Source organism: Nonomuraea sp. NPDC049158 (assembly GCF_040648335.1).
GTDB lineage: Bacteria > Actinomycetota > Actinomycetes > Streptosporangiales > Streptosporangiaceae > Nonomuraea.
The window spans coordinates 41,994-55,196 of record NZ_JBEZDM010000003.1 but is presented as its reverse complement, the minus strand read 5'-3'; the positions used below and the strand labels follow the sequence as shown (position 1 = coordinate 55,196).

Here is a 13,203-nt window from a genome sequence, read left to right as displayed (position 1 = left end):
GAATGGACAATGTGACCGAACGGGACGCGCACCTTCGAATCTCCGCCGAGCTGATGATGTTCCTGCCCGTGAGCCGGCGCCGCGAGCGCCACCGGATCGCCATCGGCGGCAGCTCGACCCTGGGCCACCACGTGGAGTCGGCCGGCATCCCGCTGACGGAGGTCGGGCCGATGACCGTCGACGGCCGCGGCGTCGGCCCCTCCTACCAGCCCGCGGCCGGCGACCTCATCGAGGTACGGCCGGTGCCCAGACCCCAGCCGCTGCCCCGCGAACCCCGCTTCCTGCTGGACGTCCACCTGGGCACGCTCGCGCGACGGCTGCGCCTGCTCGGCCTCGACACGGCCTACCACAACGACATGGACGACCCGGCGCTGGTGGTGCAGGCCAACGAGGAGCGCCGGGTGCTGCTCACCCAGGACCGCGGTCTGCTGCGCCGCCGCGCGCTGTGGCTCGGCGCGTACGTGCGCGGCTCCCGCCCCCACGACCAACTCCGCGACCTCCTCGAACGCTTCACCCCGCCGCTGCGCCCGTGGACGAGGTGCACGGCCTGCAACGGCGAACTGGTCCCGGTGGAGAAGCGCGAGGTGCTGCCGGTCCTGGAGGCGGGCACCCGCCACGCCTACGACGCGTACGGGCGATGCCAGGAGTGCGGCCACGTGTACTGGCACGGCGCCCACAGCGGCCACCTGGAGGAGATCGTGGCGACGGCCCGGCAGTGGGCGGCTACGGGGTGAGGCAGGGGTCGAACCTGTCGGCCTCGGGCAGGTAGCGCTGCCACTCCCGCTCGGTCAGCGACCGGCCGGCGCGGCGGCAGACGGCGTCCGCCACCTTGCCGCCCTCGAGCGGGAACGTCCGCACCACGCCGTCGGGCATGGCGCTGTAGAGGATGCCGCCGTCGGCGCTGAAGGCCAGTGACCCGTCGCCCAGCGGGATCTTCTTCTGGCCGTCGAAGACCAGGCCGAGAGGCAGCCTGCTGGGCACGTCCCACAACCTGACCCGGTCCCCGTCCTCGTACGTGGCGATGGTGCGGGCGTCAGGCGACCAGGCGATCTCCTGGATCGCGCTGCCCGGCACGGCGGGGAACGCGCCAACGGGCGCCTTCAGGTCCGCGTCCCACAACGTCATCTGGTCGGGCCCCGAGAAGGCGATGAGCCGGCCGTCGGGGCTGAAGGCGTGAGTGCCGTTCAACCGGCCGAGCCCTTCGGCGATCGGTAACCGGGTGCCGGTCGCCGGGTCGATGGGCTGGGGCTCCGCTCCGGCCACCAGCAGCCTGCCGTCAGGGCGGAAGGCGAGCGTGCCGGGGGCGGGCACGGCGGCGCGGGTGGCGGTGCCCTTCGCCAGGTTCCACAGCTCGAGGGGAGCACCGGTGTGGTCGGGCCTGTTGGGGGAGACGGCCAGCGTTCGGCCGTCGGGGCTGAAGGCGACGTCGTCCACGTCCGCGACCTTTATCGTGTCGAGCACACGGGCCGTGTGCGCGTCCACGATCCGGGTGCTCGACTTGTCGCCGACGGCCAACCGCTCGCCGTCCCGGCTGAAGGCCAGCGCGGGCCCACGGCCGATGACGTCGATCGGCGGCCCGAGCGATCGCTTGGTCGCCACGTCCCACAGCCGGGCCTCCCCCGGCCTCGTGATGACCGCTGTGTGTCCGCCCGGCCCCAGCAACGCCTGCCCGTCAGGGGTTCCCGTGGTCAGCGGCTGGTCGAACAGCATGGACACGTCCACGGTGTCGATCTCACCGGCGTCGGACTGATAGCGCAGCACACGGTCGGCCTCGTCGAAGTGGACACCTTTGATGGGCCCAGGCAGGTCGCGCTCCAGAACGACCGGCCATCCGGCGCGCCGCCACATGATGAGCTCCCCCTGATAGGTCCAGCCGGCGAGGTAGCGGTCACCGAAGCCGAAGGCGGCATCCCGGTCCGCTTCGCCGCCGTAACGTGCCCCGATCACGCCTCCGCCCGGGACGGTCCAGACGCGCATCCGTCGTTCGGCCGGCCGTGGCGCATTCTCGCTGACCATGAGCGCCCGCCCGTCGTCACTGAGACTCACGTACGTGACCTCGGTCTTGGCGGGCAGCCAGGGCGCGGGCAGCCGCTTGCCGGTGCGCAGGTTCCAGAGCTCGACCTTGCCTTGCCCGCCCGTGGACACCACGCCGACGCGGCGCGCCGGGTCCACCGCGTCGAGCCCCGCCCCCGATCCGGCGGTCAGCCGCTTCCGGGTGGCCACGTCCCAGGCGCGCTCGGCGCCGCCGGTGCCCTCGGGTACCAGCAGGGCGCGACCGGCGCGGTCGAAGGCGAGTCGACCCTGTGCCCTGGGCGTCACGAACCCGCCGCCGAACGCGGCGCCGATCGCCGTGCCCGCCATCACGTCCCAGAGGCGCACATCCTTGTCCTCCAGCACGGCGAGCGTCCGCCCGTCGGGACTGAGCGCGACCTGGCGCACGGCCGTGCCCACGCCGGAGAACTCGCGGAGCAGGCCGTGCGTGCGGACGTCCCAGAGCCGCACCCGGCCTTCCTGGACGGCCGCCAGCGTGCGTCCGGTGTCGTTCAGCCCGTAGACACTGCTCGGACTGGCGTACGGGTCGGTGAAGACGTCGCTCGCCGGCCTGGACAGCGACTCGTACAGCGCGCCCCGCGTCTCGGCCAGGTCAGGGCTCAGCCGCCGGCCCGCGACGGTCAGCAGCCTCGCCAGTCGCGGGTCGCTCTCCCACAGGTCAGCGGCCTGCAACGCGAGCGACTTGGCCAGCGCGTCGTCACGCTGCCTGCTGGACTCCCTGCGCAGGTACTCGGCCGTCCCCAGGCCGCCCAGGGCCGCCACCAGGAGCACGGCCAGCGCCGCCGCGAGCAGGCCGCGCCTCCTGGACTGGCTCCTGGTCTGCTTGGCCGCCGCGTCGAGGAACTCGCGCTCCCTCCTGGCCAGTGTGAGGTCCTTGCGTTCGGCGGCGGCCCACTGGAGTGTCCGGTCGAGGCTGGAGCCGTGCAGCAGGTCGGCGGGTTTGCGGCCGTGCTCGTCCCAGAGACCGGCCGCCTCGACCAGGCGCCGGTGCACCGGCAACCCCTCGCGGTTGTCGGCCACCCAGGTCCGCAGCCGGGGCCATGCCTGGATCAGCGCGGGCTTGGCCAGCTCGTAGGCTTCGCCGGTGCTCGTGACCAGGCCCGCCGCCTCGAAGAAGGCGAGCAGGGCGGACACTGCCTCGGTCTCGGGCAGTTCCTCGCGGGTCACCGGCCGGAGCGAGCCGTCGCCGTCGAGCATGCGCAGCAGCACCTCGGGGACGGCCGCCCGCTCGGCCTCGGACAGCTCGTCGTACAGCTCCTCGGCGATCGCGCCCAGGTCGGGCTCGGCCGGGCTCCTGAGCGGGCCGGCCAGCGCCCCGCCGCGAGAGAGCGGGTCGCCGCCGGCGCCGATCAGGTCCAGCAGGGCCGCGTGCGCCGAGGGACGGGCGGCCGGGTCCTTCGTGAGCGCGCCGGCCACGAGCCGCCCGAGCGGGTCGGCCAGGTCGGCCGTGTCGGGGCGGAAGTCCATGACCTCAGCGATGACCGCGACCGGCTCGCGTACCTCGATCGCGTCCTCGCCCCGGGCGGCGAACAGCACCACCAGCCCCCACGCCCACAGGTCCGCCGCGGCCGTCGCGCCCCGCCCGGCCAGGACCTCCGGCGCCATGTAGTTGGGCGTGCCCATGGCCGGGCCGGTGGTCGTCGGCCCGGCCTCGCGTGCCACGCCGAAGTCGATCACTCGGGGGCCGTCGGGTCCGAGGATGATGTTGTCGGGCTTGAGGTCGCGGTGTACGACGCCGGCCTGGTGGATGGCCGTCAGCGCGGTGGCCACGCCGATCGCCAGGCGCCGCAGCGAGTCGCCCTCGTAGGGGCCCTGCTCGGCGATCACCTGCCGCAGGTTGGGGCCGGGTACGAACTCGCTGACGATGTACGGCTCGGCCACCTCGATGATTCTGGCCGTGCAGAACGAGGCCACCCGCGCGGCCGCCGCCGCCTCCCTGGCCAGCCTGGCCCGCGACTCGGGATCGTCGACCCTGGGCACCTTGACGGCGACGCGCTCCCCCTCCTCGCCGTACGCCTCATAGACGACGCCCTGGCCACCGGCGCCCAGCCGCCCGGCGAGCCAGTAGCGGCCCAACCGGTGCGGGTCGGAGGGAGTCAGAGGGATCATCAAGTGTGTAATTGTGGTCGATGTCCCTCTGCTGAGGAAGGCCGCGTGGAATTTCGCATCATGGGTCCGCTGGACGTGCGCGACGGCGACGACGACCGTACGCCGACCGCGCCCAAGCACCGCGACCTGCTGGCGATGTTCGTGCTCAACGCGCGCCGCCCGCTCACCGTCGGACGGCTGCGCGGGCTGCTGTGGCCGCGCGAGGGCGGCGACCGGTCCGACTCCCTGGTCCGGGGCTATGTCGGGCAGCTGCGCCAGCTCATCGGCAAGGACGTGATCACCACGGTGTCGGGCACGTACACGCTGGCCATCGGCGAGGAGCAGCTCGACGTCGACCGCTTCAGGTCGCTGGTGGAGCGGGGCTCCTACCAGGAGGCGCTGGCCCTGTGGCGCGGACCGGCGCTCGAGGACCTCGACCCCGACGGGGAGCGCTGGGTGGAGACGCGGCGGCTGCGCGAGGAACTGGAGGAGCTGCGGCTGTTCGCCCTGGAACGCCGCGTGCAGCTCGACCTCGACGCCGGCCGCCACCGGGAGCTGCTGTCGGAGCTGCGGCGGCTGGCCGGGCAGCATCCGCTCTGGCAGCGCTTCCGCGGCCAGTACATGCTCGCGCTCTACCGGAGCGGGCGGCGGGCTGAGGCCCTCGACGCGTACGCGGCGTTACGTGAGGCGCTCGACGACGGCCACGCGATCGAGCCCGACTCCGATCTGCAGCTGCTCTATCACCGCATGCTGCACGACGATGTGTCACTGCACGTCTCGGCGGGGCCGCCGGTGCTGCTGCCGCACGACGTGGCCGGGTTCACCGGGCGCGCCGACCTCCTGGATCTGGTGGTGGGCGGGCAGGTAGTCGTCCACGGGCAGGCGGGCGCGGGCAAGTCGGCGCTGGCCGTACACGCCGCCTGGCGCGAGCGCGAGCGCTTCCCCGACGGGATCCTCTACGCCGACCTGCGCGAGACGACGGCGCCCGCGGCGGTGCTCGAGGACTTCCTGCGCTGGCTGGGCTGCCCGGCCCAGGCCGTCCCCGCCTCGCTCGACGGACGGGAGCGACTTTTCCGTACGTACGCGGCCAACCGCCGGCTGCTGGTGCTGCTGGACAACGCGTCGGCCGAGAGCCAGGTGCGGCCGCTGCTGACGTCCTGCCCCACGGTCGTCACCAGCCGTTCTTCTCTGGGCGGGCTGTCCGGCGCGACCCGCGTGTCCGTGGGCGTGCTCGGCGAGGCCGACGCGCTCGACCTGCTCGTGCGCACCTCCGGCCGGGTGGCCGACGAGGCGCTGGGCAGGCTGGCCAGGTTCTGCGGCGGGCTGCCGATCGCGCTGCGCATCGCCGGGTCCCGGCTGGCCGCCCGGCCGGGCTGGACCGTCGACTACCTGGTCGGCCTGCTGGAGGACGAGCACGAGCGGCTCGACGGGCTGCGCTCCGGCGACCAGGCCGTGCGCAGCGTGCTCGCCATCGGCTACGACGGCCTGCCCGAGCCCGCCAGGGCCACGCTGCGCGGGCTCGGCGAGCTGTCGGCGCCCGACTTCGCGGACTGGGTGGCGGAGCTGTTCGGCGGGCAGGCCGAGGCGCTGGTCGACGCCGGGCTGCTGCAGACGCACGTGGTCGACGTGGCCGGGCAGGTGCGCTACCGGCTGCACGACCTGACCCGCCTGTTCGCCCGCGAGCAGGCGAGTCAGGCCGCGCCCGGCGCCCTCGTACGGATGATGGACGTGGTCCTGGCCAGAGTACGGTTCTCGCGCTTCTCGCTGGTCTCCGGCGATCCGGGCACCCTCGTGGCCACCCGGGACATCAGGGAGTCGGTCGAGTGGCTCGCCGCCGAGCGGGCCTTCCTGGTCAGCCTGGTCGCCGACCTCCATCAGGCCGGCCTCGACGACGGCTGCCAGCGGCTCGCCCACCTGCTCGGGCCGTACCTCGAACGCCACCGCTTCCTCGACGACTGGCGCAACGTCACGGCGGCGGCGCTGGAGTCGGCGCGGCGCGCGGGCGACGCCATGGGCGAGGCGCTGATCCTGCGCGACCTGGGCGACCTGCACCTGGCCGAGCGGGAGTGGGACCTGGCGCACGACCGGCTCAGGCTGGCGCTCGGCATGTTCCTGCGCGAGGGACGCACCCGCGACGTCAACCAGACCAGGCGGCGCCTCGGCCGTGTCCACCTCGAACGCGACCGGCTGCCCGAGGCCGAGCGCGCCCTGCTCGGCTGCCTGAAGGCGGCGGAGAACGATCGCGACGCCGCGGAAGCGCTGCGCCTGCTGGGCGTGGTCCTGCACCGCGCGGGCCGCCTCGACGAGGCCGCGGACCGCCTCCAGACCGCCGCCGGCCACCTCGCCGCGCTCGGCGACCGCTACCGGCAGGCCGACACGCTCCTGGATCTGTCCTCGGTACGGCTGGCGCAGCACGCGGTCCCCGACGCCAGGACGGCCGCCGAGACGGCCAGAGGGATCGCGGTACGGCTCGGCGACCAGCTGCTCGACGCGTACGCCCTGCTGGCCCTGGCCCGGGTGAACCAGGCGGAGGGCGCGGCGGAGCGGGCCAGGGAGCTGGCCGGGTCGGCGCTGGCGGTGTTCGAGGCGCTGGAGGACGATCTGGGCCGCTCCCAGGCGCTGCCCATGGTGGGATGAGACGCGTGGGCCGAGCGGAAACCGACTCGACATCCCCCGGCAACATCGCGGAAACGGCCGGTTCTTAAGGTCCGGGCCATGCGGCTTACCCCACACGAGCAGGAGCGCCTGCTCATCCACGTCGCCGCCGGGGTGGCGCGGCAGCGTCAGGCCAGGGGCCTGCGCCTCAACCACCCAGAGGCCACCGCGGTCATCGCGTCGTTCCTGATGGAGGGGGCCAGGGACGGGCGGACCGTGGCCGATCTGATGGACGCCGGACGCTCGGTGCTCGGGCGGGACGACGTCATGGAGGGGGTGCCTGAGATGCTGGACTCGGTCCAGATCGAGGCGACCTTCCCCGACGGTACCAAGCTGGTCACCGTGCATCGGCCGATCCCATGACCACCGACGAGGCCGATCCCGTAGCCACTGACGAGGCTGATCTCCGTGTGCGGGACGAGCCGATGATCCCGGGCGAATATCGGCACCCCGCCGACGCCATCCCGCTCAATCCGGGACGGCCGAGGGTGACGGTCCGGGTCGTCAACACCGCCGACCGGCCGGTCCAGGTCGGGTCGCACTACCACTTCGCCGCCGCCAACCCCGGGCTGGCCTTCGACCGCGACGCCGCCTGGGGGATGCGGCTCGACGTGCCCGCGGGCACCGCGATCAGGTTCGAGCCGGGCGTCGAGCGCGACGTGACCCTGGTGCCGATCGCCGGGCGCCGCGTGGTGCCCGGCCTGCGACCGGAATGGGCGGGCCCCCTCGATGGCTGACATCTCCCGCGCTCGATACGCCGCCCTGTACGGCCCCACCACGGGCGACCGCATCAGGCTGGCCGACACCGACCTGTTCGTCGAGGTCACCGAGGACCTGTCCGTGGGGCCTGCGGGAGCCGGGGACGAGGCGGTGTTCGGCGGCGGCAAGGTGATCCGCGAGTCGATGGGCCAGGCCAGGACGACCCGGGCCGAGGGCGCGCCCGACCTGGTCATCACGGGCGCGGTGATCCTCGACCACTGGGGCGTGGTCAAGGCCGACGTCGGCGTCACCGACGGCCGGATCTCCGCCATCGGCAAGGCCGGCAATCCGGACACCATGGACGGGGTCGACATCGTCATCGGCCCATCCACCGAGATCCTCAGCGGCAACGGCAAGATCCTCACGGCGGGCGCCGTCGACTCCCACGTACACCTCATCTGCCCGCAGATCCTCGAGGAGGCGATCGGCGCGGGCGTCACCACGATCGTCGGCGGCGGCACCGGACCGGTCGAAGGCACCAAGGCCACCACGGTCACCGGCACCTGGTACCTCTCCAGGATGCTGGAGTCGCTCGACTCCTACCCGCTCAACTTCGCGCTGCTCGGCAAGGGCAACACGGTGAGCTCCGAGGGCCTGCTCGAACAGCTCGAAGCGGGCGCCTCCGGGTTCAAGCTGCACGAGGACTGGGGCTCCACGCCGGCCGCGATCGACGCCTGCCTGACCGTGGCCGACGCGAACGGCGTACAGGTGACGATCCACACCGACACGCTCAACGAGGCCGGGTTCGTCGAGTCGACGCTGGCCGCCATCGGCGACCGGACGATCCACGCCTACCACACAGAAGGGGCGGGGGGCGGGCACGCGCCCGACATCATCAGGATGGCGTCGTTCGCCAACGTCCTGCCCTCCTCCACCAACCCCACCAGGCCCCACACCGTCAACACGCTCGACGAACACCTCGACATGCTGATGGTCTGCCACCACCTCAACCCGTCGATCCCCGAGGACCTGGCCTTCGCCGAGTCCCGCATCCGGCCCACCACGATGGCCGCCGAGGACGTCCTGCACGACCTGGGGGCGATCTCGATGATCGGCTCCGACTCGCAGGCGATGGGCCGCGTCGGCGAGACGATCATCCGTACCTGGCAGACGGCGCACGTCATGAAGCGCCGCCGCGGCGCTCTCACTGGCCCGGCGGACAACCTCCGCGCCCGCCGCTACATCGCGAAATATACGATCTGCCCGGCCATCGCCCACGGCCTCGACGCCGAACTCGGCTCCGTCGAACGCGGCAAGCTCGCCGACCTCGTCCTCTGGGACCCGGCGTTCTTCGGCGTCAAGCCCACGCTGGTGCTCAAGGGCGGCGTGGTGGCCTGGGCCCAGATGGGCGACGCGAACGCCTCCATCCCCACGCCGCAGCCGGTGCTGCCCCGCCCGATGTTCGGCGCCGCCCCGGCCACGGCCGCCGCCACCTCACTGCACTTCGTCTCACCCCTCGCCCTCGACGCGGGCCTCGCCGACCGCCTCGCGGTCCGCCGCCGCCTGGTCGCCGTGGCGGACGTACGGGGGCGGGGCAAGGACGCGATGCCGCTCAACGACGCGCTGCCCCGGATCGAGGTGGCTCCGGACACGTTCGAGGTACGGGTGGACGGCGACCTGATCGAACCCGCGCCCGCCGAGACGCTCCCGATGACCCAGCGCTACTTCCTGTTCTGATAACCATGAACCCCGCACTCCTGCTCCTCACCGACTCCCGCCTCCCGGCCGGAGGCCACGCCCATTCGGGCGGCACCGAACAGGCGATCGCCACGGGCGCGGTCCACGACCTGGCGTCCCTGGCCGCCTTCCTGAGGGGCCGCCTGCACACCTCCGGACACGTCGCGGCCGCCCTCGCCGCCGCCACCTGCGCCTTGGGCGGGGAGAGCCGGCCGGAGGCGCTCGGCGCGTCGTGGGTCCTTCTGGACGCGGAGGCCGACGCCCGAACCGCCTCCCCCGCCCAGCGGGCCGCCTCCAGGACCCAGGGCAGGCTGCTCCTGCGGGTGGCCCGCCGCCTGTGGCCGTCGCCCACACTCGACGACCTGGCGGCCGGACCGAATCTTCGTCACTCCGTCGCGCTCGACGACCTGGCGCTGGCCGTACCGAACCCCCATCACCCCATCGCGCTCGGCGCGGCGGCGCACGCGGCGGGAGCGTCACCCGAGGACGCCGCTCTGGCGGCGGCCTACCACGCGATCACCGGCCCGGCCACGGCGGCGGTCCGCCTGCTCGGCCTGGACCCGGTAGCGGTCCACGGCCTGCTCGCCGACCTGGCCCCGGACCTCGCCACCACGGCTTCCGCCGCCACACCATCCGACCTGGCCCCGGACCTCGCCACCACGGCTTCCGCCGCCACACCATCCGACCTGGCCCCGGACCTCGCCACCACCGCTTCTGACACCACCCCATCCGACCTCACCGCCACCGCTTCTGACCCCCCGCCGTACAGCCGGCTCTGGGCCGAACTGCCCGCCCGGTCCGCCCCCGCACTGGACCTGCTGGCCGAGCGGCATGCGGGGGCCAAGGTCAGACTGTTCGTCTCCTAGGAAGGACACGCCATGGGCGCCAACCACGACGACCATCACCACGCGCCCGCCCACCACGGCAGAGCGCTCCGCCTCGGGGTGGGCGGGCCGGTGGGCAGCGGCAAGACGGCCCTGGTCGCCGCCCTGTGCCGCGCGCTCGGCGGCTCCCTGCGGCTGGGCGTGGTGACCAACGACATCTACACCACCGAGGACGCCGACTTCCTGCGCCGGGCCGGGGTGCTCGACCAGGAACGCATCCTCGCCGTCGAGACCGGCTGCTGCCCCCACACCGCCATCCGCGACGACATCGCCGCGAACCTCGACGCCGTGGAGACCCTGGAGGACCGCTTCGGCCCGCTGGACCTGGTGATCGTGGAGAGCGGCGGGGACAACCTGACGGCGACGTTCAGCCGAGGCCTGGCCGACCGGCAGATCTTCGTCCTCGACGTGTCCGGCGGCGACAAGGTGCCCCGCAAGGGCGGCCCGGGAGTGACCTCCGCCGACCTGCTGGTGATCAACAAAACCGACCTGGCGCCGCTGGTGGACGCCGACCTGACCGTGATGGCCCGCGACGCAGCGGCGGTACGCGGCGACAAACCGGTACTGTTCACCTCGATCCGCCAGGACCCCTCGGCGGCGGATGTGGCGGCCTGGGTCTCCGAACAGGCCCTTTCCTGGCCCCACGAGCCCGTCTCAGCGGCTTGACGGGCGTCGCCCTATGACTGACACGGACTTGCCGCGGACAGCGGCAGAGACCTCGTCAGACGCCCAGGAGGACACGTCGGCGAGCGCCATCAGCGCCGTCGGGCGGCGGGCGATGCGGGCTCGGGCGGCCGTCGCCACCTCCCTGGCCGGTGGCCGGACGGTCATCAGCAGGCTGAGCTCGATGCCGCCCCTGACCTTGCGGCAGACGGGTCCGCGGACCGTGCACCTGGTCTCCACGGCGGCCGGCCCACTCGGCGGCGACCGGCTCGACCTCGACCTCGACGTGGCATCCGGCACCAGCCTCGAGGTCGGCTCGGTGGCCGCCACGCTGGTGCTGCCCGGCGACGGCGAATCCGTCATGGTGATCTCCGCGCACGTCGGGGCGGGCGCCGAACTCCGCTTCGCTCCGCAGCCGACGGTGCTCGCCGCCGGATGCGCCCACCGCCTCGTAGTACGACTGACGCTGGCGGCGGGCGCGCGGGTGTTCTGGCGCGAGGAGATCGTCTTCGGCCGGTACGGCGAGGCGCCGGGCCGCTGCCACGCCCGCTTCGACGCCACGTACGACGGCCGCCCCTTGCTCAGGCAGGAGTACACGGTCGGCGACCCCGCCATCGACGCCTCCCCTGCCGTCTACGGCGACGCCTGCTGCATCGGCACCACCCTGATCACACCATCCCTGGCCTCCACCCCGTCCCTGGTCTCCACCCGGTCCCCGGCCACCCCGCCCCTGGCATCCGCCCCGCCCCGCGCCACCTCGTCGGAGGCCGCCTCAGGGGCCGTGGTCGCGGAAGGAGTGGCTGTGTTGCCGCTGGCCGGACCGGGTGTGCTGGTGTCCGCGCTGGCCGCCGACGCCGTCGCGTTGCGCCGGCGTCTGGAGTGGGGTGAGGGTGTAGCCATCGGTAGCCTGGCAGGAGCCGCGCGCCCGACCTAAGGTGATCGAGTGGCCGACTCTCTCTCACCGAGCCCCGCCAAGCCCAAGGCGCGGCGCGGCTACGCGTTCGTCATCGCGGTGGCCGGGGCGCTGCTGGTGTTCTGCGCGTTCCTGCCGTGGACGGGGATCGAGGCCAGGATCGGTGCCATCGGCGGCGTGTCCAACGACATCCGGGGCATCGACGACAGCCTCGGCGTCTACGCGCTCATCGCCGGGCTCGCCACGCTGGCGCTCGGGGTCGCGGGCCTGTTCGGGCGGCCCAGGGTGGCCGCACTGGCCGTCATCCCGGGGGCGCTGGCGACGATCGTGCTGGTGAGGTTCGTGGTCGATCCGCCCGGTGTGGGCAACGGGGTCTCCGTCGACCTCGGGTTCCTGTCGATCGAGCCGGGCATCCGTTACGGCTGGTTCGCCGCACTGGCCTGCGCCCTCGCCGCAGTCGCCCTCGCCGTCCTGTCGCTGCGCCGCAGCCGCCAGCCGTAAAGGCCGTAGGTCGTAAAAGACCTGTAGGTCGCGAAAGGGGCCGTGGTCGCGAAAGGGGCCGTGGCGCCCGCTGTGAAAGGCGCTGTCAGTCGTAGAAGCCCAGGCGGCGCAGCTGCTTGGGGTCGCGCTGCCAGTCCTTGGCCACGCTGATCCGCAGGTCGAGATAGACCCGAGTGCCCAGCAGCGCCTCGATCTGCCCGCGTGCCCGCGTCCCGACGTCGCGCAGGCGTTCGCCCTTGTGCCCGATCACGATCGCCTTCTGCGACGGCCGTTCGACGAACATGTGCGCGTAGATGTCGAGCAGATCGTCCCGGCCTTCGCGCGGCATCATCTCGTCGACCACCACGGCGATCGAGTGCGGCAGCTCGTCGCGGACCCCTTCCAGCGCCGCCTCCCTGATCAGCTCTCCCACCAGCACCTGCTCGGGCTCGTCGGTGAGCTGCCCGCCCGGGTAGAGCGGCGGCGACTCCGGCAGGTGCTCGATCAGCACCTCGGCCAGCACGTCGAGCTGGTCACCCGACTGCGCCGACACCGGGACGATCGCCGCGAACTCCGCCACCTGCGACAGCGCCAGGAGCTGCTGCGCGATCTGCTCCTTGGAGGCCAGGTCGCACTTGGTGAGTACGGCGACGACCGGCGTCTTCTTCACGGCCGAGAGCTTGTCGGCGATGAAGCGGTCACCCTTGCCGATGGGCTCGTTGGCGGGGACGCAGAAGCCGATCACGTCCACCTCGGTCAGCGTGGACAGCACGAGGCTGTCGAGCCGCTCGCCCAGCAGGGTGCGGGGGCGGTGCAGGCCGGGTGTGTCGACGATGACGATCTGGGCCTCGGGCCGGTGCACGATGCCCCGGATGACGCGCCGGGTCGTCTGCGGCTTGGATGAGGTGATCGCCACTTTCGTGCCGACCAGGGCGTTCATCAGCGTGGACTTGCCGACGTTCGGCCTCCCAACGAAGCAGGCGAATCCGGCGCGATGGCTGTCTGGCGAAGTCACATAGTGCATTGTGGCCT

11 protein-coding genes are annotated in these 13,203 nt (G+C 72.9%); 9 read left to right on the top strand and 2 right to left on the bottom strand.

Annotation, left to right across the window (positions count from 1 at the left end; all coding sequences use genetic code 11):
- Nucleotides 1-2 precede the first annotated feature (2 nt).
- Nucleotides 3-734, top strand: a complete 732-nt coding sequence (locus AB0B61_RS07995; protein WP_358429460.1) for a Mut7-C RNAse domain-containing protein — start codon at nucleotides 3-5, stop codon at nucleotides 732-734.
- Here the strand turns inward: AB0B61_RS07995 and AB0B61_RS07990 are convergent.
- Nucleotides 724-4,161 (bottom strand): WD40 repeat domain-containing serine/threonine-protein kinase, encoded by a 3,438-nt coding sequence (locus AB0B61_RS07990; RefSeq protein ID WP_358430417.1) that lies wholly within the window; start codon nucleotides 4,159-4,161, stop codon nucleotides 724-726. The two genes, AB0B61_RS07995 and AB0B61_RS07990, sit on opposite strands and share 11 nt — an antisense overlap.
- Before the next feature lie 45 nt (nucleotides 4,162-4,206).
- On the opposite strand from AB0B61_RS07990, the gene AB0B61_RS07985 reads away from it, so the two are divergent.
- The 8 genes from AB0B61_RS07985 (at nucleotide 4,207) to AB0B61_RS07950 (ending at nucleotide 12,192) form a co-directional block, all read left to right on the top strand.
- Nucleotides 4,207-6,777 (top strand): BTAD domain-containing putative transcriptional regulator, encoded by a 2,571-nt coding sequence (locus AB0B61_RS07985; protein ID WP_358429458.1) that lies wholly within the window; start codon nucleotides 4,207-4,209, stop codon nucleotides 6,775-6,777.
- 78 nt (nucleotides 6,778-6,855) lie between these two features.
- On the top strand, nucleotides 6,856-7,158 hold the full coding sequence (locus tag AB0B61_RS07980; RefSeq protein ID WP_225290759.1) for an urease subunit gamma: 303 nt from the start codon (nucleotides 6,856-6,858) through the stop codon (nucleotides 7,156-7,158).
- A gap of 62 nt (nucleotides 7,159-7,220) precedes the next feature.
- Nucleotides 7,221-7,532 carry an urease subunit beta gene (locus AB0B61_RS07975; protein WP_358430415.1) on the top strand — a complete coding sequence of 104 codons (312 nt, stop codon included), beginning with the start codon at nucleotides 7,221-7,223 and terminating at the stop codon, nucleotides 7,530-7,532.
- Nucleotides 7,525-9,231 carry an urease subunit alpha gene (locus AB0B61_RS07970; RefSeq protein WP_358429456.1) on the top strand — a complete coding sequence of 569 codons (1,707 nt, stop codon included), beginning with the start codon at nucleotides 7,525-7,527 and terminating at the stop codon, nucleotides 9,229-9,231. The genes AB0B61_RS07975 and AB0B61_RS07970 overlap by 8 nt, the downstream gene beginning before the upstream one ends.
- Before the next feature lie 5 nt (nucleotides 9,232-9,236).
- The gene (locus AB0B61_RS07965) at nucleotides 9,237-10,097 is read left to right on the top strand and encodes an urease accessory UreF family protein (RefSeq protein ID WP_358429454.1); all 861 of its coding nucleotides are present in this window, start codon (nucleotides 9,237-9,239) and stop codon (nucleotides 10,095-10,097) included.
- Nucleotides 10,098-10,109: 12 nt separating this feature from the next.
- On the top strand, nucleotides 10,110-10,781 hold the full coding sequence (ureG, locus tag AB0B61_RS07960) for an urease accessory protein UreG (RefSeq protein WP_357947292.1): 672 nt from the start codon (nucleotides 10,110-10,112) through the stop codon (nucleotides 10,779-10,781).
- 13 nt (nucleotides 10,782-10,794) lie between these two features.
- Nucleotides 10,795-11,712 (top strand): urease accessory protein UreD, encoded by a 918-nt coding sequence (locus AB0B61_RS07955; protein WP_358429452.1) that lies wholly within the window; start codon nucleotides 10,795-10,797, stop codon nucleotides 11,710-11,712.
- A 9-nt stretch (nucleotides 11,713-11,721) separates the two neighbouring features.
- A complete protein-coding gene (locus AB0B61_RS07950; protein WP_358429450.1) occupies nucleotides 11,722-12,192 on the top strand; it encodes a hypothetical protein in 471 nt (156 codons plus the stop codon).
- A gap of 85 nt (nucleotides 12,193-12,277) precedes the next feature.
- On the opposite strand, the gene era is transcribed toward AB0B61_RS07950, so the two are convergent.
- Nucleotides 12,278-13,186 (bottom strand): GTPase Era, encoded by a 909-nt coding sequence (gene era / locus AB0B61_RS07945; RefSeq protein ID WP_225290753.1) that lies wholly within the window; start codon nucleotides 13,184-13,186, stop codon nucleotides 12,278-12,280.
- Nucleotides 13,187-13,203 lie beyond the last annotated feature (17 nt).

What these genes read in the sequence shown, in the direction of transcription:
- AB0B61_RS07995 (WP_358429460.1), top strand. Translation starts at nt 3, where the DNA reads ATGGACAATGTGACCGAACGGGACGCGCACCTTCGAATCTCCGCCGAG.
- AB0B61_RS07990 (WP_358430417.1), bottom strand. Translation starts at nt 4,161, where the DNA reads ATGATCCCTCTGACTCCCTCCGACCCGCACCGGTTGGGCCGCTACTGG.
- AB0B61_RS07980 (WP_225290759.1), top strand. Translation starts at nt 6,856, where the DNA reads ATGCGGCTTACCCCACACGAGCAGGAGCGCCTGCTCATCCACGTCGCC.
- AB0B61_RS07975 (WP_358430415.1), top strand. Translation starts at nt 7,221, where the DNA reads ATGATCCCGGGCGAATATCGGCACCCCGCCGACGCCATCCCGCTCAAT.
- AB0B61_RS07970 (WP_358429456.1), top strand. Translation starts at nt 7,525, where the DNA reads ATGGCTGACATCTCCCGCGCTCGATACGCCGCCCTGTACGGCCCCACC.
- AB0B61_RS07965 (WP_358429454.1), top strand. Translation starts at nt 9,237, where the DNA reads ATGAACCCCGCACTCCTGCTCCTCACCGACTCCCGCCTCCCGGCCGGA.
- ureG (WP_357947292.1), top strand. Translation starts at nt 10,110, where the DNA reads ATGGGCGCCAACCACGACGACCATCACCACGCGCCCGCCCACCACGGC.
- AB0B61_RS07955 (WP_358429452.1), top strand. Translation starts at nt 10,795, where the DNA reads ATGACTGACACGGACTTGCCGCGGACAGCGGCAGAGACCTCGTCAGAC.